Genomic DNA, 21236 nt, shown 5'->3' with positions numbered 1-21236 from the left:
ATGACAGGTATTCGCAGGGCTGCCGCTGTCGGTGGCGGTGTTATCGGTGCGGGCTGGGTAGCCCGCCTCATTCTCAACGGCATCGACGTATCGATTTTCGATCCTGACCCCGAAGCAGAGCGCAAGGTTAGCGAGGTGATGAAGAATTCTCGCCGCGCCTACAAGACCATGCTGCCGGATGGATTGCCAAAAGAAGGCAAGCTGACCTTCGCCAAGTCTATTCAAGAGGCCGTTGGCGGCGCCGACTTCATTCAGGAAAGCGTGCCGGAAAGGCTCGACCTGAAACACAAGGTCCTGGCCGAAATCGACAAGCACGCCGCAGTTGACGCGATCGTTGGCTCGTCCACATCCGGGATCCTCCCATCGGATATGCAGACCTCGATGAAGCATCCGGAGCGGCTGGTCGTTGGCCATCCCTATAACCCTGTTTATCTCTTGCCGCTGGTTGAAATCGTCGGCGGTAAACTGACATCGCCGGAAGCCGTGGAAAAAGCCCGGGAACTTTACGCCTCCATCGGCATGAAACCAGTGGTGATCCGCAAGGAAATCGAGGCCTTTGTTGGCGACCGGCTGCTGGAAGCCGTCTGGCGCGAAGCGCTGTGGCTGATCAAGGACGACATCACCACGGTCGAGGAGCTCGACGATATCATGCGTTATTCGTTCGGCATTCGCTGGGCGCAGATGGGCATGTTCCAGGTTTATCGCGTGGCGGGCGGCGAAGCTGGCATGCGCCACTTCATTGCCCAGTTCGGCCCGTGCCTGTCATGGCCCTGGACCAAGCTGATGGACGTTCCTGAACTCACGGAGGAACTCGTCGACAAGATCGCAAACCAGTCAGACGAACAGGCACATGGCCTGTCCATTCGTGAACTCGAGCGCATCCGCGATGACAATCTGGTTGCCATCATGGAGGCCCTCTCCCGCCAGAACAAGGGTAAGGGCTGGGGCGCTGGCGCCCTCTACAAGGACTACACCAAACGGCTGTCGAAGCTGGCACAAAAGCCAGCCACATCCAAAGCAGCTGAGAAGGCAAAAACCAGCAAGCCCAAGAAAAAGAAGGGGTAACGCCATGGATTTCGGTCTTTCGGAGGAGCAAAGGCTGATCGTCGAGACGACCCGGGCCTTTGTCGAAAACGAACTCTACCCGCACGAAGCGGAAGTCGAGCGCACGGGTATCTTGCGCAAGGAACTTGCCGAGGAACTGAAGCATAAGGCCATGGAGGCTGGGCTTTATGCGGCAAACATGCCGGAATCCGTAGGCGGGGCCGGCCTCGATACGGTGACCTGGCTGCTCTATGAAAAAGAGCTGGGCCGCGCCAATTATGCGCTGCACTGGACCTGTGTCGGTCGTCCGTCGAACATCCTGCTTGCGGGTACTGATGCGCAGAAGGAAAAGTACCTTTATCCCTGCATCCGCGGCGAGAAATCCGATTGCCTGGCGATGACCGAGCCGGGTGCCGGTTCCGACCTGCGCGGCATGAAGGCGACCGCCGTCGAGAAAGGCGGCGACTGGGTCGTCAACGGCACCAAGCATTTCATCAGCCATGCCGTTGAAGCGGATTTCGTCATCCTCTTCGTCGCCTCCGGCGAGGAAGACACGCCGCGCGGCAAAAAGAAGAAAATCACTGCCTTCTTTGTCGATAAAGGTCATCCCGGCATGACCATTCGCGAGGGCTATCGGAACGTCTCGCATCGCGGTTACACCAATGCCATCATCGAGTTCGACGATTGCCGTCTGCCGCAGGATGCGATACTTGGCGAAGTGCACAAGGGTTTCGAGGTCGCGAATACCTGGCTCGGAGCAACGCGCCTGCAGGTGGCAGCGACTTGCCTTGGCCGTGCCGAACGGGCGCTCGGCCATGCCATTGAATATGCGGCGCAACGCCAGCAGTTCGGTCAGCAGATCGGTAAATTCCAAGGCGTATCGTTCAAACTGGCGGATATGGCGACAGAATTGAAAGCTGCGGACCTGCTTACTTTCGAGGCGGGCTGGAAATTCGATCAGGGCACAGTGACCGACCAGGATATGGCGATGGCCAAGCTCAAGGCCACCGAGATGCTGGCTTTCGTGGCCGACGAGGCGATCCAGATTCACGGTGGCATGGGATTGATGGACGATCTGCCGCTTGAGCGTATCTGGCGCGACGCGCGCGTAGAGCGCATTTGGGAAGGTACATCCGAAATCCAGCGGCACATTATTTCCCGTGCCCTGCTCCGCCCGCATGGCGCATAACGGAGCATTCGATGGCATCGCATAAGCTCGATCGTCTGTTACGACCGAAAACCATAGCTGTCTTCGGGGGCCTTCAAGCCACCGAAGTTATCAAGCAATCCCAGAAAATGGGTTTTGCCGGCGAAATCTGGCCGGTGCATCCCAAGCATGATGAAATCCTCGGCCTCAAGGTATATCGCTCCGTTGCTGATCTGCCGGGCAGCCCCGATGCGGCCTTTGTCGGCGTCAACCGCTTTCTGACGCTCAGTATTGTCCGGGAATTGCGCGAAGCCGGTGCAGGCGTTGCCGTGTGTTACGCTTCCGGCTTTTTGGAGGCGGGTGCCGATGATGAAGATGGAGCAAGGCTCCAGGGAGAACTGGTTGAAGCAGCTGGCGATATGCCCATCATCGGCCCGAATTGCTACGGGCTGATCAACTATTGCGATGGCGCCCTGCTCTGGCCGGACCAGCATGGAGGGCGCCGGCTTCGCCCGGATGAGCGCGGCGTCGCCATCATCACCCAATCTTCCAACATCGCCATCAACATGACAATGCAGACACGCGGTCTGCCCATCGCCCATGTGATGACCGCAGGCAACCAGGCGCAGACCGGCCTGCCGGACATGGCCATCGCGCTGCTTGAGGACGAGCGTGTGACCGCATTGGGTCTCCACATCGAGGCTTTTCAATCGGCCGCTAAGTTCGAGGCGTTAGCCAAACGCGCCCGCGAACTCGGCAAGCCTATTGTTGCGATGAAGGTCGGCCGTTCCGCACAGGCGCGGGCGGCGACCATTTCGCATACGGCATCGCTGGCGGGATCGGATGCCGCATCCAGCGCATTTCTTAAGCGGCTCGGAATCGCGCGCGTCAACTCGATCGCCTCTTTTCTCGAAACGTTGAAACTGCTGCATGTACATGGCCCGCTTGACGGCAACACACTGTGTTCCATGAGTTGTTCAGGCGGCGAAGCTTCCGTCATGGCGGATAGCGCCGAAGGCCGGGATGTTGTCTTCCCTCCTCTGACTCCCGAGCATCGCGCCCGCGTAAAGTCCACGCTTGGCCCGCTCGTCGCCGTCGCCAATCCGCTCGATTACCACACCTTCATCTGGAACAACGAGCCGGCGCTGACCGAGACTTTTACTGCCATGGTGTCGGGCGAATTCTCGCTCAGCTGTCTCGTCCTCGATTTTCCCCGCAAGGACCGTTGCTCGGACGTGGACTGGTGGTCCACCGTCCGTGGCTTTGAAAACGCGTTGAAAACCAACAAGGCCAAAGGGGCCATAGTCGCGTCGATACCGGAGAATATCCCGGAAGAATATATGGCCGGCCTAATGGAAAAAGGCATCGCTCCGCTCTGCGGCATCACCGAAGCCTTCGACGCGGCAGAAGCGGCGGCCTTCATCGGCAAGGCGTGGAAAAAGCCGCTTGCTGCTTCAATGGCTATGTCCGCCAATGAAATCCCGGGCGATATGAACACTCCAGACGAAGCTGAGGCCAAGGCCATTCTCAAAAAGGCTGGTCTGCCCGTAGCCGATGGGCGTTGCTGCACCTCCTCCGATGAAGCAGTCGCGATTGCCGACCACCTTGGCTATCCGGTGGCGCTCAAGGCACTGGGTATCGCCCACAAATCGGAGCGCAACGCCGTCCGTCTCAATTTGCGCGATGCCGATGCGGTCAGATCCGCAGCCAATGATCTCGCGGGTCTTGGTTCCGGTCTGTATGTCGAGCGGATGGTGACGGGAGCGGTTGCCGAGCTTATCGTCGGCATTACTGACGATCCGCAGTTCGGCCCGGTCATGACGCTTGGTACAGGCGGCGTCTTGGTGGAATTGTTGCAGGATACGGTGACGATGCTCCTGCCCTCGAGCCGCGAGGACACCGGGGCCGCGCTGCGTGCGCTACGCATGTTTCCGCTGCTCAATGGCTATCGCGGCAAGCCACAAGCAGATCTTGAAGCGGCGCTGGACGCCATCATGGGAATCGCTGCTTTCGCCATGAACAATGCGGGCCGCATCACCGAACTTGATATCAACCCCCTGCTGGTGTGCGGCACGGGACACGGCGTTTGGATCGCCGATGCGCTGATGGTGACGAAGGGAGAGCTGAAGTGAACGATGTAGTCCGGACGCGCCGCGAAGGCGGCATTCTCGAAGTCACGCTGGACCGGCCAAAGGCCAATGCCATCGACCTGATGACAAGCCGGCTCCTTGGAGAGACATTCCAGAAATTCCGCGACGATCCGGAGTTGCGTGTCGCGATCGTCCAGACCGAGGGCGACAAGTTCTTCTGCGCAGGCTGGGACCTGAAGGCCGCCGCCGGCGGCGACGCGGTTGATGGAGACTATGGCGTCGGCGGCTTCGGCGGCTTGCAGGAACTGCTCGATCTCAACAAGCCGGTAATTGCGGCGGTCAATGGCATGGCAGTTGGCGGCGGATCTCGAACTCGCTCTCTCGTGCGACCTGATCTACGCCTCCGATCATTCCAGTTTTGCCTTACCGGAAATTCGCGCTGGAACGCTCGCCGACGCGGCAACCGTCAAGCTGCCAAAGCGCATCCCCTATCATGTGGCGATGGACCTGCTTCTCACCGGACGCTGGATGGACGTTGCAGAGGCGCATCGCTGGGGTCTGGTCAATGAGGTCCTGCCCAAGGATAAATTGATGGAGCGCGTCTGGGAGATCGCACGCATGCTGGAAAGCGGCCCGCCGCTGGTCTTCGCCGCCATCAAGGAAGTCGCGCGTGAGGCTGAAAGCATGGGTTTCCAGGAAGCGATGAACTGGATTACGAAACGCAAATTCCGTACAGTCGACACGCTCTACGCATCCGAAGATGGGCAGGAAGGCTTCAAGGCCTTCGCCGAAAAGCGAGAACCCGTGTGGAAGGGAAAATGACGACTGACTATTCTACCCTTATCGACGCGGAGACCTGGGCGTTCATAGAACGGACGAACAGCTTCTATCCGCCCGATGCGGTCGATCTTTCGGTGGAGCAGCAGCGCGAGGTCTACAACACCATGTGCCGGGCATTCTTCGCCGGCTACCCGGAATCGGTGGCATCGGCGGATCGTTTCATCGATGCAAGGGACCGCAAGATACCGATACGCATCTACGAAAAGCGCGACAGCGATCCTGAAGCTATCTGCCTTTATTTTCACGGCGGAGGCTTTGTTGTTGGCGGGCTCGACAGCCATGATGATGTCTGTGCCGAAATCTGCGAAGCCACCGGCTTTCGCGTCATCTCGGTAGACTACAGGCTCGCGCCGGAACATTTGCACCCCTCCGCCTTCAGGGATTGCCTTGCTGCTTTTGAGTACGTGGATCTGACCTTTGGATTGCCCATCGTCTTGTGTGGCGATAGCGCCGGCGGCAATCTGGTGGCCGCAGTCTCCCATCACGTGCGCCGTCACGAACGTGCGCCAATCGGTCAGGTTCTCATCTATCCGGGGCTCGGTGGAGCAACTGATCAAGGCTCCTATCTCACCCATGCCGACGCGCCTATGCTGACGACGCGCGATGCGCTTTACTATGCCAAAGTCCGTGGCGGCGGTTTCAACTGGTCAACCGACCCACGTTTTGCACCCCTCAATGACACTGATTTCAGCGGATTGCCGGACACGATCATCATCTCCGCCGAATGCGACCCATTGTCGGATGATGGACGCCACTATCGCGACAAGATCCTTGCAGCAGGCGGTAAGGCGATCTGGAACAACGAGCCCGGTCTCGTACACGCGTATCTACGCTCGCGCCACAGCGTGGAACGCGCCCGCTCAAGCTTCCGGCGGATTGTTACCGCCGTGCACCTGCTCGGTCAGGGCCGCTGGCCCGGCCAGCTCTAACCTAGTTGCCGGCGCTTGCCATACGCCGGTTCTTCACGGCACCTTCCAGCCATCCCAATTCCATTTCCGGAACCGAAGACAACAGCAGGTCCGTATAGGCATCAAATGGCGGCTTGAGCACTTGCGATTTCGGGCCGTAGCGCACCACTTCGCCGCGATACATGACGGCGATGGAATCGGCGATCGACTTCACCGTAGCGAGATCGTGAGTGATGAAGAGATACGCCACGTTCTCGTCTTTCTGCAAATCCAGAAGCAGTTTCAAGATGCCGTCCGCCACGAGCGGATCGAGCGCACTGGTTACTTCGTCGCAGATGATGAGTTTGGGCTTCGCGGCCAGCGCTCGGGCGATGCAGACGCGCTGCTTCTGACCACCGGAAAGTTCGGCTGGGTACCGGTCGGCAAAGCCCTTACCCATTTCGATCTTCTCAAGGAGTTCGGCTATGCGGGCGTCGCGCTGCTTTCCCCTCATGCCAAAATAGAATTCCAGCGGGCGGCCAATGATTGTGCCGATCGTCTGGCGCGGGTTCATCGCCGTATCAGCCATCTGGTAAATCATCTGCAATTCGCGCAGATCGTTGCGCGTGCGATTTGCCAGACGTGGCGACAAGGTCCGCTTATCGAAGGTAATGCTCCCCTCCATTGGTGGCAGCAATCCGGTGATGGCGCGAGCGAGCGTGGATTTCCCCGAACCGGATTCACCAACAACGGCGAGCGTCTGGCCGAGGTGAATGTCCACCGACACATTCTTCAGTACCTTGACCAAACCGCCGCCATAGGCCGCCGTGACATTCTTCACTGAAAGGATCGGCGCATCTTCCGGATTATTCTCCTCATGCGGGATGTGGTGTACGGAAACCAGCTGTTTGGTATATGGCTCGCGTGGTTCCTTGATAATCTGGTGTGTATTGCCATATTCAACCTGCTTACCGTGCCGCAGGACGATGATGTCGTCGGCCACCTGTGCGACGACCGCAAGGTCATGGGTGATGTAAAGCGCCGCAACGTTCGTGTCGCGAATGGCGTCCTTGATCGAGGCGAGCACGTCAATTTGCGTGGTCACATCCAGCGCTGTCGTCGGCTCATCAAACACAATCAGATCAGGTTCGGAACACAGTGCCATCGCGGTCATCGCGCGTTGCAGCTGGCCACCGGAGACCTGATGCGGATAGCGTTGACCAAATGTTTCCGGATTCGGTAGCCCGAGCTTCTTGAAGAGGCCAACAGCGCGTTTTTCCGCTTCCGCCTTGGTGCATATCTTGTGCAGGAGGGCGGCCTCAACGACTTGATCCATTAACTTGCGTGCGGGATTGAAGGCTGCTGCCGCCGACTGAGCGACGTAACATACTTCCCTTCCCCGTATCTGGCGGAGAAGATTTGGACCTCCCTTGAGAAGATCACGCCCGTTGAGCATCACCTCGCCGCCGGTAATCCTCACGCCGCCACGCCCGTAACACATGCTGGACAAGCCGATGGTTGATTTACCTGCCCCGGATCTCGCCGATAAGCCCCAGGACCTTGCCGCGTTCCACCTTGACCGAAACGTTATCGACAATAACGACATTGCGCGGGGGCTCGCCGGGCGGATAGCTGGTCGCCTCTATTCGCAGATTGCGAATATCGAGCAGGAGGCCGGATCTGTCTACTGGACGTTTGGCCATTAGCCGCGCCCTCCCTTGAGGCTCGTAGTACGGTTCAGGATCCAGTCAGCCACCAGGTTGACGGAAATCGCGAGGATGGCGATAGCCGCCGCAGGAATGAGCGCTGCCGGAATGCCAAAGACGATACCTTCCTTGTTTTCCTTGACCATGCCGCCCCAATCCGCGTCAGGCGGTTGAACGCCAAGGCCAAGGAAGGAAAGCGCTGAAAGGAAAAGAACAGCGAAGATGAACCGCAGGCCAAGTTCGGCAATCAGCGGTGTCAATGCATTAGGAAGAATTTCGCGGAAAATGATCCAAATCTTGCCCTCGCCGCGGAGCTTTGCCGCCTCGACAAAGTCCATGACGTTGATATCGACGGCGACCGCCCGTGCCAGACGGTAGACGCGAGTAGCATCCAGCAGGCCCATGACCAATATCAGTGTGATGACATTGGCCGGAAGCACCGAAAGAACCACCAGCGCAAAGATCAGCGTCGGAATGGCCATGATCAAATCAACGAAGCGCGACATCAATTGATCGAACCAGCCACCGATGACCGCTGCGGCAAAGCCAAGCACGGAACCCAGAATGAAGGAGAGTGCCGTGGCCATCGCCGCGATGAAAATCGTGATCCGCGCCCCATAAATCATCCGGGACAACAGATCACGGCCGAGATTGTCAGTACCGAGCCAGTATTTGGCGGACATCGGCTCCCAGACATCGCCGACAGTTTCGCCAACCGAATAGGGCGCAACCCATGGAGCGAAAATCGCTGCGAACAGAAACACCGCAGTGATGATCAGGCCGATCCACGCGCTGATGGGAATAGTCTTAGCATTCAGCATTGGGCGGCCTCACTTCGGGTGTCTGAGGCGGGGATTGGAGACAATCGCCACGATGTCAGCAATGATATTGAGGCTGATATAGACAGCCGCGAAAACCAGCCCGCATGCCTGCACCACAGGAACATCGCGCTTGGCCACGTGATCGACCAGATACTGGCCCATTCCGGGATAGACAAAAATCACCTCGACCACCACCACGCCGACAATCAGGAAGGCCAGATTGAGCATAACGACGTTGACGATCGGTGCAATCGCATTGGGAAATGCATGCCGGGTGATGATTTGCAAAGGAGAAAGTCCTTTAAGCTCGGCCGTCTCGATGTAGGCCGACTGCATCACATTTAGAATTGCCGCGCGCGTCATACGCATCATATGCGCCAACACAACCAGGGTGAGCACCGTCACCGGCAAGGCAATCGCGCTTAAACGTTCGCCGAACGACATGCCGTCATAGACTGTCGAAACGCTGGGGAACCATTGCAACTGCACTGCCACGAAGTAAATCAGCAAGTACCCCGTGAAGAACTCCGGCAAGGATGTCGAGGCAAGTCCAAGGCCGGAAATCAACCTGTCCACAAAACCGTTGCGATAGCGCACTGCCAGCAGACCCAGTCCGATCGCCAGCGGAATGGAGACGGCTGCTGCAGCAAAGGCGAGGAACAATGTGTTCCACAACCGTCCTTTCAGCGACGTGGCAATATCCTGACCGCTGGACAGAGCCGTCCCCAGATCTCCGGTCAAGATCCCGCCCAGCCAACGCAGATAGCGGATATAGGCCGGATCGTTCAGCCCCATGTCGCGCCGCAGGTTTTCGAGCGCCTGCGGCGTGGCCGACTGTCCGAGAATGGATTGCGCAACGTCTCCGGGCAAAATCTGCGTGCCAACAAATATCAGCACAGAGACCGCAAGGAGGAGAAGAAGGCCCATCGCAATGCGCTGGGCCACCAGTTTCAGGACAGGTGAACTCATCCGCCCGGACCGCTTAAGCGTTCAGCCAGCAGCGTGACAGCGCATAGCCGCCACTCATCTCCTGATTACCGTCCGGTACCCAACCACCGACCTTGGCGCTGGTCGCATCGATGAAGTCATTGAACATCGGCACGATGACGCCGCCTTCATCGCGCACGATCACTGCCATGTCGCGATACATCTGCTTGCGCTTGGCTTCATCGAGTTCGGCACGTGCGGTGATCAGCAACTTGTCGAACTTTTCGTTGAAGAATTTCGTATCATTCCAGTCTGCAGTCGAGAGATATGCGGTCGAGTACATTTGGTCTTGGGTCGGTCGTCCTCCCCAATAGGATGTGGAGAACGGCTGCTTGTTCCAAACCTCCGTGAAATAGCCATCGCCCGGCTCGCGCTTGACCTCGATCTGGATGCCGGCCTTTGCAGCGCTTTGCTGGTAAAGTTGTGCGGCATCAACAGCACCCGGGAATGCAACGTCGGATGTGCGCAACAGGACCGGACCGTCGTGACCGGATTTCTTGAAGTGGAAGGCAGCCTTGTCCGGATCATAGGTGCGCTGTTCAATGTCATCCGAGAACAGCGGATAGGCCTTGTTGATCGGGAAATCATTGCCGATAGAGCCGTAGCCACGCAGGATCGTCTTGACCATTTCTTCTCGGTTCATGGCGTATTTCAACGCAAGACGCAGGTCATTGTTGTCGAACGGCGCGGTGTTGCAATGGGCAATGAACACGTAGTGGCCCTTGCCCGCAACGTTCTGAATGGTAACTCCCGGAACGCGCTTGACGAGATCAACAATCTTCGGCTCAACGCGATTGATCATGTGTACCTGACCGGACTGCAGCGCAGCTGTACGGGCGGTGGAGTCATTGATGACGATGATTTCGATCTGGTCGGCATGCCCGCGCTTGTCGCCATTCCAGTAATTGGCGAACTTTTCACCGATATGCCGCACGCCCGGTTCTTCGGTCACAACCTTGTACGGTCCCGTACCGATACCTGCCGCCGGCTTGTCCTTGCCGCCATTCGGCTGGATCATCAAATGGTAGTCATCCATGAGGAAGGGCAGATCGGCGTTGGCTTCTTTCAATGTGAAAACAACGGTATCGCCGTCCTTCTTCACATTGGCGATACCGCCCATGATACCGAGAGCACCGGATTTCGAGTTCGCATCGGAATGGCGTTCCATCGTGGCGACGACGTCGTCCGGTGTCATCTCCTTGCCATCATGGAACTGAACACCCTTGCGGATCTTGAACGTCCAGACCTTGGCATCGTCCGAAGAACCCCACTCCTCAGCGAGCTTCGGCTCAAGCTTGCCATCGGGCTGGATTTCAACCAGTTGTTCACCCCATTGCCGGCCGAACTTGTAAGGAACCTGGCTTTGCCAGCTTGCCGGATCAAGGCTATCCGTGGAAGCACCGCCAGTCATACCTGCTTTGAGCGTGCCGCCTTTGACCGGGCCCTCCGCAAGCGCCGCGCTCGACAACAGGGAATTGGCGAAGACCGTGGTGACGCCGAGAGCAGCGGCACGGCCCAGAAAATCACGGCGTGACAGATGTCCACGTGCGACCTTGCGGCTTAGATAATCGAGTTCTTTTGACATACCCATTCCCCTATTGTTGGTTTGGACCGCCTCGCGTCCAATTCGGTTTTTGTGATAATGCGACGTGATACCCGTTAATTTCAACCCATTGATTTAGTAAATGATCCTCCAGCAGCCGATGCTGCATTCATATGCCCTGGCGTGCGATCGTTTCGGCGAAGTCCCGCTCAAACACCACATTGTCGTTCTCGTAGGCTTCGATGCGGCCGGTGACATAGAAATTGTGCCTGTCGCAACGCATTGTCGTAAAAGTCTCGGTACGCGTTCGCCAATTGTCGCGTCCCGATACCTCGGTCCAGTGAGTCTCACCATAAGCGGAGAGCGGGTCATCGGGATGAATTTCCCAACGCTCACGCGCGATGCCGCCATGGATCAGCCCGTGATCCTTGTCGCGGGCTTCGCCGAAATCATCTTCGATCAACAGGGCGATCTTGCCACTGACCTGGTTGTGTTCGATGGACCGGCTGTTGCTGCCGGCCCGCAGCGTCTCGATCTGCCAGGGGGACGCAGCTTCCGGCTCAGGAAAGGTCCATTCGTCGCCAGTTGCGGCCTCCCGCACGGGAACGCTGATCTGGCCGGACTGGAGGGTAAGGCTCACTTGCGCTGGCGACGGCCAGACCATAGGCCAATAGGATGACGACACTGCGACACGCAAAATGTGGCCTGCGGGTACTCTGTACGCGATGTCATCAAGCTTGAAGCTCATGGTGACGGCCTCGCCCGGAACCAAGGGTTGAGCATTCTCGGAACCATGCCGATGGCAGAGATTGAGTACACCGTAGGTGATGCGTGTTGACGCCCCATCCGGATGCACGTCGCACAGGCGCACGGCGACCATCGCGACCGGTCTGTTGCTGGTCAACGTCAGCGTAATCTCAGGTGCGCCAACGATATCGATGGGCTGTTCCAGAGCCGTATCGTAGCAGGCTGACAGTGCATCATCATGGCGCTGATCGCCCGGCATCTCCGGACCAAGCCATATCGCGCAATATTCACCGCCCATCATGCCGCAATCCTGCGGCGAGGCCACCAGGTGAGAAAAACTGCCGGACGTTTCGCTGGAGAGCGATTTGTCCGGCCGCAGATGCCACACCCGGGTAGCGATGTTCGTTGACGGCCATTGTTCTTCCGCGATCCAAAAGCCAGGACGTTCCGTGTACCAGCTCTTGGGGCGGACTGAGTCCATCAGATAGCCGCGATAGGCCGGATCGTTTTCGACGCCCGTATCGATATCCTTGAGCCAGCGGTCCCACCAGCGCAGTGCCTCCTGCAGGAAGCCGATGCGCGGCTCCGGCACTGCAAAGTGCGGATATTTGTGGACCCAGGGGCCGATGATTCCCTTGACTGGTGCTGTAATGCCCTGCATCAGCCGTGGCACGGCATTCTTGTAGGCATCGCCCCAGCCGCCGATGGCGAGCGTAGCTGCCTTGATTGCGGAAAAGTCCTCGCACACCGAGCCGTGCTTCCAATAATCATCCCGCGTCTGGTGTTTTAGCCAGACGGCCGGCAGAAATGGTTCGTTCTCGAGCCGGTCGAGCCACATTTCCCGCCACTTTTCGCCAACGTGGGCGGGATCCGGCGGTCGCGACGAATAGGCCAGCATGGTCGCGCCCCAGCCGAGATTTTCATTGAGCAGCAAGCCGCCCTTGTAGTGAATGTCGTCGGCATAGCGGTCGTCGGTAGAGCAGAGGGTGATGATTGCCTTCAACGCTTCGGGCTGGAGTGCTGCGACCTGCAGTGAATTGAAGCCGCCCCAGGATATGCCCATCATGCCGACCTTGCCGGTCGACCATGGTTGTGCGGTTATCCACTTGATTACCTCGCAGGCATCGGCGAGCTCCTGCTCGGAATACTCGTCTTCCATCAGGCCCTCGGAATCGCCGTTACCGCGCATGTCGACGCGCAGGCAGGCATAACCGTGACCAGCAAAGTAAGGATGAGTGAGATTGTCCCGGGCCGTTGTGCCATCGCGTTTGCGATAGGGAAGGAATTCAAGAATGGCAGGAACCGGGTTTTTTTCGGCATCTTCGGGCATCCAGACCCGCGCCGAAAGGCGGCAACCGTCGGACAAGACTATGCCCATGTCGGCTTGCTCTGTGACCTTATGCTGAAAAGTTTCAACTGTCCGCATTATCACCTTTCGTCCCCACAACGGAGTTGAAAATAGATAATGCTCGCCGGCAGCACGCCAGGCGAAAACATGAATCCCATTTTCTCGTCTTTGCGAGGCGTTCCTTTTGCCCACACTATGCGCATCTGCTCAACGGCACGCATCAAACACTTGCGACATAAGTCGAACAATTTGCGCCACTGCACAAATCCTTTATCCGAGTTTCGACGGGATCAATCTTTCCAAGCGCCGGAACAGGTACACGATTATGCCCGTGATAACCACATAGCCCGCTGCAAGCAGCAACAGTGGTTCATAGGTAAGGAAGGTGTCCTGCCGGACACGTGATGCTACCGAATAGAGATCCACGACGGTTATCGTCGCGACCAAGGGCGTCGATTTCAACTGAAGTACGGCTTCACCCGCCAGCGTGGGCAAGGCGCGGTGTATGGCTTGCGGCAACCAGATACGCCGGAAAATCGTAAACCGTCGCATTCCGAAAGCGCGCGCGGCCTCCAGCTGCCCTTTGGGGACACTGGCGAAGGCGCCGCGCATGACCTCGCCTTCATAACCGGCATAGGACAATGTCAGCGCCAGCACGGCGTACGGCCAGGCCTGTCGTAGATAGGGCCAAAGCTCCGAGCCGCGAATCCACGGATATTGCGGAAAGAGCGATCCGAGCCCGTAGTAGAGCAGCCAGAGTTGGACGAGTAGTGGCGTACCGCGAATGACTGTGCAGAACGCCCGCGCGGGAATGGCCAAAATGGCGGGACCGGCAGCCTGTGCCAGCCCCAAGGGAACCGCCAGCAGGAAGCCGAGGAACACTGTCACGCACAGAATCCAGATCGTCCGCCAAAGACCTTGCAGGATAAGATCACCATAGTTCGGCAGCCAGTCCCAGCGCATGAAGAAAATGGCGGAAGCCACAAGCGCCAGACCGATGAGAATGAGGACGATACGATGCGGCGGCAGCTTGCTCGTCTGTGCGCTCGGATCCTTTTCCTTGTGAATAGGGAAGGTCTCGACCGGAACTTCGATCTGGGTTTCGCTCATCAGCGCGCCTCCTTCACCGAAGGCATCCCGCGCCGCGCCCGTTTCTCAACCCATTCCAGGATGACACTGGAGAACAGCGTAATGAACAGATAAAGCGCGCCGGCTGCGAGGTAGAACGTCATATAGGCTTTTGTCGTCCCGGCAGCCTGGCGCGTTTCCAATGTCAGTTCGCTGAAGCCAACGACTGCCAGCAGCGCTGTGTCCTTCGTCGAAATGAGCCAGAGATTGGCAAGCCCGGGCAATGCGTGGGGCAACATCGCCGGCAGCGTGATGCGGCGCATCATCAGCACAGGCGACATGCCGTAGGCCCTCGCCGCTTCGATCTCGCCCTGCGGGATAGCTTTGATTGCGCCGCGCAGCACTTCCGTCGCATAGGCGCCCTGCACAAATCCCAGCACCACGATACCAGCGACGAGGCCGCTGATATCGACACGCTGATACCCCATCCCCTCTAGGATACGGTTGATCAGGTCCGTCCCCGCATAATAAAGCAGGATAATCATCACCAGCTCGGGAATTGCCCTTACCAGCGTCGTATAGATTGCGGCCAGATCGCGTGCGATCGGGCCGCCATAGAGTTTCGCGTATGAGCCGAATGTTCCGATAATCAGGCCCATGCCGAACGCGCCGAAGGCAATCTGCAGCGACCGGATCAGCCCGCGCAAGAGATTGGCACCCCATCCTGGCGCAACAGGAGATAGAAGATCGAACATGCCGGTAATTGCGGCGGGGATAATCGATGCGTCGGCCAAGCCGTCCTCGATTCAGCGTCAAATGCAGGTTTCGAACAACGAAAAGGCCGGAGTTGGAAACCCAACGCCGGCCCAAACTCAATCAGCCGCCATACATGTCGATGGTGAAGTACTTCTTCGAGATTTCGTCATACTTCCCGTTGGCCCTGATTTCTTTGATCGCCGCGTTGAACTTTTCCTTCATCGCAGTGTCGCCCTTGCGTAGGCCAACGCCAACGCCAGGTCCAAGGATATCCAGATCATCGGCGACCTTGCCCTTGATGTCGCAGCAAGCCTTGCCTTCAGGCGTGGCAGCAAAGGTTTCCAGTGCCAGTCCATCGGCCTGGGTGGCGTCGATACGTCCGGCTGCCAGATCCTGGTTGGCCTCATCCTGCGTCTGATATTCCTTGATCTCGGCCGCAGTGTCAGCGAAATGCTTCTTCGCGTAGGCCTGGTGCACGGTCGAAACCTGCACGCCAAGGATCTTGCCCTTCAGACCTTCGGGTGTCGCGTCCATCTTCTCGTCCTTGGAGCCGAGAATCAAGGTCGGGGTATTGTAGTACTTGTCCGAAAAATCGATCGTCTTCTCGCGTTCCGCGGTGATCGACATCGAAGCAGCAATAATGTCGATCTTCTTCGTCGTCAGCGCGGGAATGATGCCATCCCACGAAACCGGCGTGATGACGCAATCGAGCTTGGCCGCTTCACACATTGCCATGGTGATGTCGATTTCCCAGCCCTGCCACTTGCCGGATGCATCTGGCGCCGCGAAAGGCGGATAGGGTTCGGCGGCAATGCCAACCTTGACCTGTTCGGCATTGGCTGCGCCAAGACCGGCAACCACAAGCACAACGGCTGCTACCGTCGTTTTCAGAAAAGACTTCATGTTCATCTCCATTGTTTCAACTGTTCCCCGGGGTTGGTCCCCGTATTACTTGATGTCTATCATGAAACAGTCCGGATAAACTGTTTCAAACGTTCAGATTTTGGCGATCCAAACAATTCTTCCGGCGCCCCCTCTTCTTCGACGATACCATTGTGCAGGTACATCACGTGGCTCGCCACTTCGCGGGCAAACTTCATTTCATGAGTCACCAGGAGCATGGTGCGGCCTTCTTTGGCGAGGTCGCCGATGACCTTCAGCACCTCGCCGACAAGCTCGGGATCGAGCGCTGATGTCGGCTCGTCGAACAGCATGACACGGGGTTGGATGGCGAGCGCGCGTGCAATGGCGCCACGCTGCTGCTGGCCGCCAGAAAGATAGGCGGGATAGACGTCGCGTTTCGCTGACAGCCCGACGCGCTCCAGCAATTGTTCGCCGATAGTCATTGCCTCGTCGCGCTTCATACCAAGGACATGGACCGGAACCTCGATGACGTTCTGGATAAGCGTCATGTGCTGCCAGAGATTGAAATTCTGGAACACCATGCCGAGCCGGCTGCGGATCCGTTCGATCTGACGACGATTGGCGGGGATTTGGCCGCCTGCGCCATCACTGATCATCTTGATATCTTCGCCATTGATGCGGATGGCACCGCTGGTGGGATTTTCTAAGAAGTTGATGCATCGAAGGAAGGTCGACTTGCCGGAACCACTGCCGCCGATAAGCGCAACGACGTCACCGTCCTTCGCGGTCATGGATACGCCCTTGAGGACTTCGAGCGCTCCAAAGCGCTTGTGCAGGTTCCAGACGTGTATGGCTTCAGCCTGTTCGGTCGTTGCCGGTTGGAGAGGATCCGTCGAAACGGCGGCCACTTCCGTCGCCATCATTCCTGGATTCCATTCCGTGGTTGTCGTGCACGTTCGGTCATGACACCTTTGATCCGCCTCTTTTTCATTACAGGTCTATTTGCCTGAATTAGCCGCATCACACCACTTGCGCTCTAATTATGCAAGCGTATAAATACTGGCAGAAGCAATTTTTTGAGAGCACCCCACATGAGCGCATTCGGTTCCCAGTCCATGGCCCTTCCCCTGAAACGCGTCATCATGCGCATGCCGGACCGCGTCATGGCAGGTGCCGAACGCGATGTCTGGCACTACGGGCCGCAGTTCGATCCGCGCAAAGCATCGGACCAGCACCGCGTGTTTGCCGATCTCGTCGCGCAGTCCGGTGCCGACATTACCTGGATCAGGGATGGTAACGATGGATTGTCGGATCTCGATCTTTACTCACGATCCGTCGCTCGTGACCGACCAAGGTGCTGTCCTGCTGCGCATGGGCAAAAACCTGCGCCTGGACGAACCCGATCTGCATGACGAAACCTATCGCCAGATGGATGTGCCTGTGCTCGGGCGCATTGAAGCGCCTGGAACCGTTGAAGGCGGCGACTGTGTCTGGGTCGACAGCAAAACGCTGGCCGTCGGCCGCGGTGTCCGTACCAACCAGGCAGGTATCGAACAGCTGTCAGAGATTCTCGAACCGCTCGGGATCACGGTTCTCGGTTTCGATTTGCCGCTATGGCACGGCGAAGAAGCCTGCCTGCACCTTATGTCGATCATTTCGCCGCTTGCGGAAGATCTCGCCCTGGTTCACCTGCCCCTTTTGCCGGCTGCCTTTTACCAGCTCTTGAAGGAGCGCGGCATTCGCCTTGTCGTGGCGCCCGAAGAAGAGTTCGCGGCGAGCAACGGCCTCAACCTCAATGTGCTGCCAACTGCGCCTTACGAAGTTATCGCGGTAGCAGGTTTTGAAAAGACCAAGACAGCAATGGAAGCCGCCGGCTGCACCGTAACGACCTTCGAGGCCGATGCTCTGTGCATCGCCTGCGAGGGTGGCCCGACCTGCCTGACACGACCTGTCTGGCGCCAATGAAAACCCAGACCGTCACACGCAAGAGCTTTCGCCGCGAAGGTGAAGACAAACGCCGTGAGGATTTGATCGCGGCGACCCTGGAATGTGTGGCGGAGCGCGGTCTTGCGGGGGCGACCGTGCGTGAGATCGCATTGCGCGCGGACGTGACCGCGGGGCTTATCCGTTATTATTTTCCTACCAAGGACGACCTGATCGGTGCCGCCTATCGTGCAGTGATGAATCGCATGACGGTTCAAGCAAGCGACGCACTGCAAAATGCGCCCAACGATCCGCGGGCCCGCCTCTATGCATTCGTGACCGCCAATCTGGGTCAACCCATCATGGATCCCAACAATCTTTCCCTCTGGGCGGGATTCATCGGACTGGTTCACGCCGATCCGGCAATGGCAGTGGCACATCGCGAAGGATATCTTGGTTTTCGCGATGAACTCGAGGCCCTGATCCGGGAAGCCCTGCTGGCTGTCGGCAAACCGGCGGAAGCAATCCATACCCGCCGTCACGCAATCGCCATCAACGCGATCATCGACGGCCTTTGGCTGGAAGGCTGCCTGGCGGGAGATATTTTCGCCGACGGGGAGTTGGCGGACACGGGCATTACCGCTATCGAAGCCGTGCTTGGAATTTCACTTAAAGCTGAAGGAGGCGCCCCATGATGCGCTTTGCGTCTGTTACCGATCGTCTGGCCGGCCTGGGCTCCGACAAATGGGCTGTCCATATCCGGGCGCGCGAAATGAAACGTGCCGGTCACGAAATCATCGAGCTGACGATTGGAGAGCCGGACATCCCGACTCCCGCGGACATGATAGATGTTGCCGAACGCGCCATGCGTTCCGGTAGGACGGGTTATTCGAACGGCCGCGGCGAGCCTGCCGTGCTGGCTGCCCTTTCCGCCAAATATACGGCCCGCACTGGCCGGCAGATCGATGCGGACAACATCATGTGCTTTCCCGGCACGCAGACGGCGCTGTCGCTCGTCATGCTCGGCCTCGCTGAAGAAGGCGACGAGATCATCACCGGCGATCCGCTCTATGCGACATATGACGGCGTTGTCAGGGCGACTGGTGCGACACGCGTGTCCGTGCCGCTTCGTCCGGAAAAGGGCTTTCGCATGCAGGCGGCGGACCTTGAGAAGGTCATAACGCCGAAAGCCAAGGTGCTTCTGCTGAATACGCCGCACAATCCGACCGGCGCCGTCCTCAGCGAACAGGAAGTAGCGGAAATCGGTGAGGTTTGCCGCAAGCACAATCTCTGGATCGTTTCCGACGAAGTCTACGAGTTGTTGATCTTCGATGGCAAATTCGCCTCGCCGCTGGATCGCCCGGAACTGGCAGATCGTACCATCGCCGTCGCATCTATTTCGAAGTCGCACGCGGCGCCCGGATTCCGCAGCGGCTGGTGCATCGGACCGAAGGAATTCACCAGGCGACTGCTGCCGCTGTCGGAATCCATGCTGTTTGGAGTGCAGCCGTTTATCGCCGACATGACAGCCTATGCGTTGGGCCAGCCCTCGGCCGCCGCCGCAACGATGCGCGGGAGCTACCTGAGCCGCGCGCAACGGATATCGGAACGGCTCGACGGCATTGCCGGCATTATCTCCAAGGTACCGCAGGCCGGCATGTTCATACTCGCTGATATCCGCGCAACCGGTCTCAGCGGCAATGACTTCGCCATGCGGCTGCTTGAAGAAGAACTCGTGGCGGTGATGCCGGGCGAATCCTTCGGCAAGAACCTTTCCGGTTATCTTCGCTTGAGCCTTAGCGTTGCTGATGACAAGATCGATGCGGCATGTGCCGGCATTGTTCGGCTTGCATCGCGACTGCAGCAACGGAAATCCGCATGACCACGGTTGGTGAAGCCCTCATCCACTTGCTTGAATCCTACGATGTCGATACGGTTTTCGGCATTCCTGGCGTTCATACGATCGAACTCTATCGTGGTCTTGCGGCCTCGAAGATCCGGCACATCACGCCGCGCCATGAACAGGGTGCGGGCTTCATGGCCGATGGTTATGCACGCGCCACCGGCAAGCCTGGTGTGGCCATCGTTATCACCGGTCCCGGCGTAACCAATACCATCACAGCGATGGGACAGGCACGCGCAGATTCCATACCTATGCTCGTCATATCCGGCGTCAACCAGCGTGAATCGCTGGGTAAGGGCATGGGATTCCTGCATGAGCTGCCTAACCAGCGCGCCATGCTGCAGACCGTTGCGATGTTCTCGCACCGCATTGAAAAAGCAGACGAATTGCCGATCGTCCTGGCTCGCGCGTTTGCCTTATTCGCGTCCCGGCGCCCGGGTCCGGTTCATATCGAGATCCCGTTGGATATAATGGCATTGCCTCTGGATGGAGCGGAACGCCTGCCTTCCGATGCGCCGATCCCCCATGCGTCGGCCGAGACGATGGCCGAACTAACGCGCCAATGCCTTGTCGCCGAAAGACCCGTGATCCTGATTGGAGGCGGCGCAAAGGAGACGGCGCACGCTTTGAAGGCCCTCGCCGAAAAGCTCGATGCACCGGTGGTTTCGACGACAAACGGACGTGGCATCTTGCATGCCCATCCGCTTCTCGTTCCCGCCAGTCCCAGCCTTAATGCCGTGCGTGATTTGCTCGCCGCCAGCGATCTCGTGATCGCGATCGGTACCGAGATGGGCCCCACCGATTATGACATGTATGGCGATGGCGGTTTTCCCGAACTGAAGCGGTTTGTTCGCATCGATATCGACGCCGGACAGCTCGATCGCTGGCCTGCCTTCATGCCGATCGAGGCCTCGGCAAAGGAAACAGTCGAGACACTCGAGGCTGCACTGCCCGATCGCCGCAAAGCGGGTTCAGGGCAAGAACGCGCCAAGCAAACGCGCGATGCGGCCTGGTCAGAAGTCGGGTCTCGTACCCAGGGCCAGGTGCGATTCCTCAACACATTGCGCGATACGCTGCCGGGTTCGCTGATCGTTGGCGATCTGACCCAGACAATCTATTCCGGCAACATGTATTACGATCATGATCGCGTCGGCGGCTGGTTCAATGCGGCGACCGGCTTCGGGGCTCTCGGTTTTGGTCCTCCTGCCGCTATCGGTGCGGCGCTTGGCAAGCCGGAAACACCGACCATCTGCATCGTCGGCGATGGAGGCTTTCAGTTCGTGCTGGGTGAACTCGGCGCTGCTGTCGACGAGAATGTGCCGGTGATCTTCGTGGTCTGGAACAATCAGGGCTATCAGGAAATTGAGCGCGCCATGGTTGAGGTCAATATCAGTCCCATCGGGGTACGTCCCTCCGCGCCCGATTATCTGAAGATTGCCGAGGCTTATGGTGTCCCGTCGCAGCGGCTCGCCTACATCGCCGAATTGCCCGATGCCTTGTTGAAGGCCAAGTCGAGCGGAAAGCCCTATCTGATTGAAATCGATGAGAAACTGGTTGGTTGA

The 21236-nt window shown here is 58.2% G+C and carries 15 protein-coding genes and 3 pseudogenes; 9 read left to right on the top strand and 9 right to left on the bottom strand.

Annotation, left to right across the window (positions count from 1 at the left end; all coding sequences use genetic code 11):
- The 5 genes and pseudogenes from N8E89_RS15490 (at position 1) to N8E89_RS15470 (ending at position 6050) form a co-directional block, all read left to right on the top strand.
- Positions 1 to 1065, top strand: a complete 1065-nt coding sequence (locus N8E89_RS15490; protein WP_262260442.1) for a carnitine 3-dehydrogenase — start codon at positions 1 to 3, stop codon at positions 1063 to 1065.
- 4 nt (positions 1066 to 1069) lie between these two features.
- Entirely contained in the window at positions 1070 to 2233 is a 1164-nt protein-coding gene (locus N8E89_RS15485) for an acyl-CoA dehydrogenase family protein (RefSeq protein ID WP_262260440.1), read from the top strand.
- An 11-nt stretch (positions 2234 to 2244) separates the two neighbouring features.
- Complete coding sequence (locus N8E89_RS15480; protein WP_113172942.1) at positions 2245 to 4323, top strand: acetate--CoA ligase family protein; 2079 nt, start codon at positions 2245 to 2247, stop codon at positions 4321 to 4323.
- Positions 4320 to 5103 (top strand): annotated as a pseudogene (locus N8E89_RS15475) (carnitinyl-CoA dehydratase). The gene N8E89_RS15480 and the pseudogene N8E89_RS15475 overlap by 4 nt, the downstream one beginning before the upstream one ends.
- The gene (locus N8E89_RS15470; RefSeq protein WP_262260439.1) at positions 5100 to 6050 is read left to right on the top strand and encodes an alpha/beta hydrolase; all 951 of its coding nucleotides are present in this window, start codon (positions 5100 to 5102) and stop codon (positions 6048 to 6050) included. Before N8E89_RS15475 ends, N8E89_RS15470 begins: the two are co-directional and overlap by 4 nt.
- 1 nt (position 6051) lies before the next feature.
- Here N8E89_RS15470 and N8E89_RS15465 read toward each other — a convergent pair.
- From N8E89_RS15465 to N8E89_RS15425, 9 genes and pseudogenes are all read right to left on the bottom strand, one after another.
- A pseudogene (locus tag N8E89_RS15465) lies at positions 6052 to 7711 on the bottom strand (ABC transporter ATP-binding protein).
- Positions 7711 to 8535 carry an ABC transporter permease gene (locus N8E89_RS15460; RefSeq protein WP_106665122.1) on the bottom strand — a complete coding sequence of 275 codons (825 nt, stop codon included), beginning with the start codon at positions 8533 to 8535 and terminating at the stop codon, positions 7711 to 7713. The pseudogene N8E89_RS15465 and the gene N8E89_RS15460 overlap by 1 nt, the downstream one beginning before the upstream one ends.
- A 9-nt stretch (positions 8536 to 8544) precedes the next feature.
- Complete coding sequence (locus N8E89_RS15455; protein ID WP_106665121.1) at positions 8545 to 9504, bottom strand: ABC transporter permease; 960 nt, start codon at positions 9502 to 9504, stop codon at positions 8545 to 8547.
- 13 nt (positions 9505 to 9517) lie between these two features.
- Positions 9518 to 11107 carry an ABC transporter substrate-binding protein gene (locus N8E89_RS15450; RefSeq protein ID WP_106665120.1) on the bottom strand — a complete coding sequence of 530 codons (1590 nt, stop codon included), beginning with the start codon at positions 11105 to 11107 and terminating at the stop codon, positions 9518 to 9520.
- A 127-nt stretch (positions 11108 to 11234) separates the two neighbouring features.
- Positions 11235 to 13238, bottom strand: coding sequence for a CocE/NonD family hydrolase (locus N8E89_RS15445; RefSeq protein ID WP_113172938.1), 2004 nt, complete (start codon positions 13236 to 13238; stop codon positions 11235 to 11237).
- Positions 13239 to 13430: 192 nt separating this feature from the next.
- On the bottom strand, positions 13431 to 14270 hold the full coding sequence (locus tag N8E89_RS15440) for an ABC transporter permease (protein WP_106665118.1): 840 nt from the start codon (positions 14268 to 14270) through the stop codon (positions 13431 to 13433).
- The gene (locus N8E89_RS15435) at positions 14270 to 14983 is read right to left on the bottom strand and encodes an ABC transporter permease (protein WP_106665258.1); all 714 of its coding nucleotides are present in this window, start codon (positions 14981 to 14983) and stop codon (positions 14270 to 14272) included. The genes N8E89_RS15440 and N8E89_RS15435 overlap by 1 nt, the downstream gene beginning before the upstream one ends.
- Before the next feature lie 121 nt (positions 14984 to 15104).
- On the bottom strand, positions 15105 to 15887 hold the full coding sequence (locus tag N8E89_RS15430; RefSeq protein WP_106665257.1) for a transporter substrate-binding domain-containing protein: 783 nt from the start codon (positions 15885 to 15887) through the stop codon (positions 15105 to 15107).
- Between the two features lie 59 nt (positions 15888 to 15946).
- On the bottom strand, positions 15947 to 16768 hold the full coding sequence (locus N8E89_RS15425; protein ID WP_112759960.1) for an ABC transporter ATP-binding protein: 822 nt from the start codon (positions 16766 to 16768) through the stop codon (positions 15947 to 15949).
- A 171-nt stretch (positions 16769 to 16939) separates the two neighbouring features.
- Between N8E89_RS15425 and N8E89_RS15420 the strand changes: the two are divergent.
- The 4 genes and pseudogenes from N8E89_RS15420 (at position 16940) to N8E89_RS15405 (ending at position 21236) form a co-directional block, all read left to right on the top strand.
- Positions 16940 to 17813 (top strand): annotated as a pseudogene (locus N8E89_RS15420) (dimethylarginine dimethylaminohydrolase family protein).
- Entirely contained in the window at positions 17810 to 18466 is a 657-nt protein-coding gene (locus N8E89_RS15415; protein ID WP_106665116.1) for a TetR/AcrR family transcriptional regulator, read from the top strand. The pseudogene N8E89_RS15420 and the gene N8E89_RS15415 overlap by 4 nt, the downstream one beginning before the upstream one ends.
- Positions 18466 to 19653 carry a pyridoxal phosphate-dependent aminotransferase gene (locus N8E89_RS15410; RefSeq protein ID WP_262261925.1) on the top strand — a complete coding sequence of 396 codons (1188 nt, stop codon included), beginning with the start codon at positions 18466 to 18468 and terminating at the stop codon, positions 19651 to 19653. The genes N8E89_RS15415 and N8E89_RS15410 overlap by 1 nt, the downstream gene beginning before the upstream one ends.
- Positions 19650 to 21236, top strand: coding sequence for a 5-guanidino-2-oxopentanoate decarboxylase (locus N8E89_RS15405; RefSeq protein ID WP_262260437.1), 1587 nt, complete (start codon positions 19650 to 19652; stop codon positions 21234 to 21236). Before N8E89_RS15410 ends, N8E89_RS15405 begins: the two co-directional genes overlap by 4 nt.

Origin of the sequence: Phyllobacterium sp. A18/5-2 (assembly GCF_025452215.1) — a bacterium.
In the GTDB taxonomy this organism is placed as follows: Bacteria; Pseudomonadota; Alphaproteobacteria; order Rhizobiales; family Rhizobiaceae; genus Phyllobacterium; species Phyllobacterium sophorae.
This window is presented reverse-complemented; position numbering and strand designations above follow the sequence as displayed.

What these genes read in the sequence shown, in the direction of transcription:
- N8E89_RS15470 (WP_262260439.1), top strand. Translation starts at nt 5,100, where the DNA reads ATGACGACTGACTATTCTACCCTTATCGACGCGGAGACCTGGGCGTTC.
- N8E89_RS15480 (WP_113172942.1), top strand. Translation starts at nt 2,245, where the DNA reads ATGGCATCGCATAAGCTCGATCGTCTGTTACGACCGAAAACCATAGCT.
- N8E89_RS15460 (WP_106665122.1), bottom strand. Translation starts at nt 8,535, where the DNA reads ATGCTGAATGCTAAGACTATTCCCATCAGCGCGTGGATCGGCCTGATC.
- N8E89_RS15485 (WP_262260440.1), top strand. Translation starts at nt 1,070, where the DNA reads ATGGATTTCGGTCTTTCGGAGGAGCAAAGGCTGATCGTCGAGACGACC.
- N8E89_RS15440 (WP_106665118.1), bottom strand. Translation starts at nt 14,270, where the DNA reads ATGAGCGAAACCCAGATCGAAGTTCCGGTCGAGACCTTCCCTATTCAC.
- N8E89_RS15455 (WP_106665121.1), bottom strand. Translation starts at nt 9,504, where the DNA reads ATGAGTTCACCTGTCCTGAAACTGGTGGCCCAGCGCATTGCGATGGGC.
- N8E89_RS15490 (WP_262260442.1), top strand. Translation starts at nt 1, where the DNA reads ATGACAGGTATTCGCAGGGCTGCCGCTGTCGGTGGCGGTGTTATCGGT.
- N8E89_RS15415 (WP_106665116.1), top strand. Translation starts at nt 17,810, where the DNA reads ATGAAAACCCAGACCGTCACACGCAAGAGCTTTCGCCGCGAAGGTGAA.
- N8E89_RS15435 (WP_106665258.1), bottom strand. Translation starts at nt 14,983, where the DNA reads ATGTTCGATCTTCTATCTCCTGTTGCGCCAGGATGGGGTGCCAATCTC.
- N8E89_RS15450 (WP_106665120.1), bottom strand. Translation starts at nt 11,107, where the DNA reads ATGTCAAAAGAACTCGATTATCTAAGCCGCAAGGTCGCACGTGGACAT.
- N8E89_RS15445 (WP_113172938.1), bottom strand. Translation starts at nt 13,238, where the DNA reads ATGCGGACAGTTGAAACTTTTCAGCATAAGGTCACAGAGCAAGCCGAC.
- N8E89_RS15410 (WP_262261925.1), top strand. Translation starts at nt 18,466, where the DNA reads ATGCGCTTTGCGTCTGTTACCGATCGTCTGGCCGGCCTGGGCTCCGAC.
- N8E89_RS15430 (WP_106665257.1), bottom strand. Translation starts at nt 15,887, where the DNA reads ATGAAGTCTTTTCTGAAAACGACGGTAGCAGCCGTTGTGCTTGTGGTT.
- N8E89_RS15425 (WP_112759960.1), bottom strand. Translation starts at nt 16,768, where the DNA reads ATGGCGACGGAAGTGGCCGCCGTTTCGACGGATCCTCTCCAACCGGCA.
- N8E89_RS15405 (WP_262260437.1), top strand. Translation starts at nt 19,650, where the DNA reads ATGACCACGGTTGGTGAAGCCCTCATCCACTTGCTTGAATCCTACGAT.